3 protein-coding genes are annotated in these 2506 nt (G+C 50.6%); all 3 read right to left on the reverse strand.

Going from position 1 to position 2506, the window contains the following annotated elements:
* Positions 1 to 741 (reverse strand): class 1 fructose-1,6-bisphosphatase (locus tag ACESLU_RS14170; RefSeq protein WP_372639285.1); only part of this gene is annotated, 741 nt, incomplete at its 3' end.
* A gap of 361 nt (positions 742 to 1102) precedes the next feature.
* A complete protein-coding gene (gene coaE, locus ACESLU_RS14175; protein ID WP_372639286.1) occupies positions 1103 to 1696 on the reverse strand; it encodes a dephospho-CoA kinase in 594 nt (197 codons plus the stop codon).
* Positions 1696 to 2506 (reverse strand): peptide chain release factor 2 (prfB, locus tag ACESLU_RS14180; RefSeq protein ID WP_372639287.1); only part of this gene is annotated, 811 nt, incomplete at its 5' end. The genes prfB and coaE, both read right to left, overlap by 1 nt.

Raw genomic sequence — 2506 nt, forward strand, 5'->3', positions numbered from 1 at the left:
GATATAACGTGCCTTATAGGGTCGTTCAGTTTCGGGATCATCGACCTGACAGTATTTCACGTACTGTTTGAGTCCCTGGCGCCAAGAGTGATAGCTCCCCTCGTTTACGCTGTAGATTGTCCCGTGATCCGGAATTTTCAGATCGTCATCCGACAGGATAAACTCGCCGATACTCGGATCCAGCGTGAAGACCGAGACCCCAAGTCCGGTGGTATACGCCAGCATCGTACTGGAGCCGTAAAGCACATAGCCCGCCGCCACCTGCTTGAGTCCGGGCTGAAGGGCTTCCGCTTCCGAGAGCTTATCAGAGCCGGGGTGCTCCCGCATGTAGATGGAAAAAATACTGCCCACCGATACATTGACATCGATATTCGAGGAGCCGTCCAGCGGATCCAGATAGACAATATATTTTCCCCCGTCGTTATCCAACTCCACAATGCCGTCATTTTCCTCAGAAATCACCATACAGGTAATTTCTGAGCGGTTGAGTGCGGAGATAAGCTGTTCATCGGAAAAAAGGTCCAGCTTCTTCACCGACTCCCCGTGCACATTCGTGCTGCCGTCCTCTCCCAGGATGTTCGTGATGCCCGCTTTGTTTACCTCCCTTGAAATAATTTTAGCAGCCAAACCGATGTCCCTGAGAAGCTGCGAAAGTTCTCCGGTTGCCCCGGGAAATTTGTTCTGGGCCTGGATAATATATTCCTCCAGGGTAATAACACCTTTCTTCTTTTGATCTGCCATAACATCCCTCTGTTTTAACTGACCTAATTTTAACTTTTTACAATTATAATTTAACGATGTTAACCGGTAAATCTTAATAATACAATACTATCTCAGATGCAAATAAGCGTACGGAATACACTAAACAATTCAAGCAGTCAAGCAGTTATCACAAGAAGAACGCTCTCCCTCTTTTTGGGAACCGCACTGAACGTCCTCTTAGCTGTTTACGAAGGCTTTGCAAACCCGTTCTTTTGGCCAATCCCTGCATTTTCGCGCCTTCAACATCCTCACATATGCTTTTACGGGGTGGTTTTGACTGCGCTCAGGCTTTGATATTTCCCGATGCTTCGGGACTGGTTTTTCAAAGCCGTCTATACTATCAGGAGTCCAAAAAAATCTGGAACACCCTTTTGGCTTTCTCTTTCAACTCTTCAAGCGTTCCCTCATTGCGGATGACAATATCGGCCCGGTGGGTAGCCATTTCGAAATTTGGCTGTTTATCCATCCGGCTTTTGATATCCCGGCGGCCGGCGTTATCCCGCTCCCGAACCCACTCAAGACGCTTCTCTTCCTCGGCAAGGACCAGAACGAGGTGATCAAAAAAACCGAGATTATTGCTCTCGAGCAGCAGCGCGGCCTCATAAATCCCTACCCCGAACCCTTTTTGGGCGGCCGCCCGCATGCGCTGTTTTACCGCGTCCGGCAACTTCGGGTGCACAATCGCATTCAGTTCACCCACCCGTCCTTTTTGAAAGGCTTCTTCGGCCAGGTATGCGCGGTTCAGGGTCCCGTCCTCCTGAAACGTACGCTCGCCAAAGGCTTTGATCAGCTGCCTGCGAATTTCGGCATCACTGACCATCAGTTCTTTGGCCAGGTCATCTGCATTAAGCACATACCCCCCCATCCGTGCCCAAACCTCACAGACCACGGATTTACCGCTGCCTATACCTCCTGTAATTCCGACTGTCACCATTATTCTGTCTTATCCGTGGCTGAGATGGAGAGCAGGTATTCATTGATAAACTCATCAATCTCGCCATCCATCACCCCCTCGACGTCGGAGGTTTCAAAATCCGTGCGATGATCTTTCACCATATTATAGGGATGGAAGACGTAGGACCGGATCTGGGATCCCCACTCAATTTTGCTCTTGGAGTCCTCTAGTTTCTGCTTTTCGCGCTCTTTGATCTGTTTTTCCAGTGCATAGATTTTTGATTTCAGCAATACCATGGCCTTTTCGCGGTTTTGCAGCTGCGAGCGCTCCTGCTGGCACTCCGCCACAACCCGCTCACGGGATCCGTCGGAAAGCTCCCCCTCCCAAATCAGGCGAACACCCGTTTCCACCTTATTGACATTTTGTCCCCCGGCCCCGCTGGAATGAAACCGCTGAAGTTCCACATCGCTTTCGGTAATATCGATCTCGATGGTATCGTCAATGACGGGCGATACAAAAACGGAACAGAAAGAAGTATGCCGGCGCGAATTGCTGTCGAACGGCGAGATGCGCACCAGCCGGTGCACCCCGCTCTCCGCCTTCAGGTAGCCATAGGCAAATTCACCGCTGACTTCCATTGTTGCGCTTTTGATTCCCGCCACATCGCCGTCCTGGTATTCAATAATCGAAAGGTCAAAATCATTTTTCTTGGCCCAGCGCGTATACATCCGGTACAGCATTTCGGCCCAGTCCTGGCTTTCGGTCCCCCCTGCCCCCGGGTTAAAGGTAAGAATAGCATCCCGGTGGTCATCTTCGCCACGAAGCATATTCTTCAGTTCCAGGGCCTCC

The organism is Fodinibius sp. (assembly GCF_041642155.1).
Classification (GTDB): domain Bacteria; phylum Bacteroidota; class Rhodothermia; order Balneolales; family Balneolaceae; genus Fodinibius.

Excerpts from the sequence above, each read along its gene's own strand:
- coaE (WP_372639286.1), bottom strand. The coding sequence starts at position 1,696 with ATGGTGACAGTCGGAATTACAGGAGGTATAGGCAGCGGTAAATCCGTG.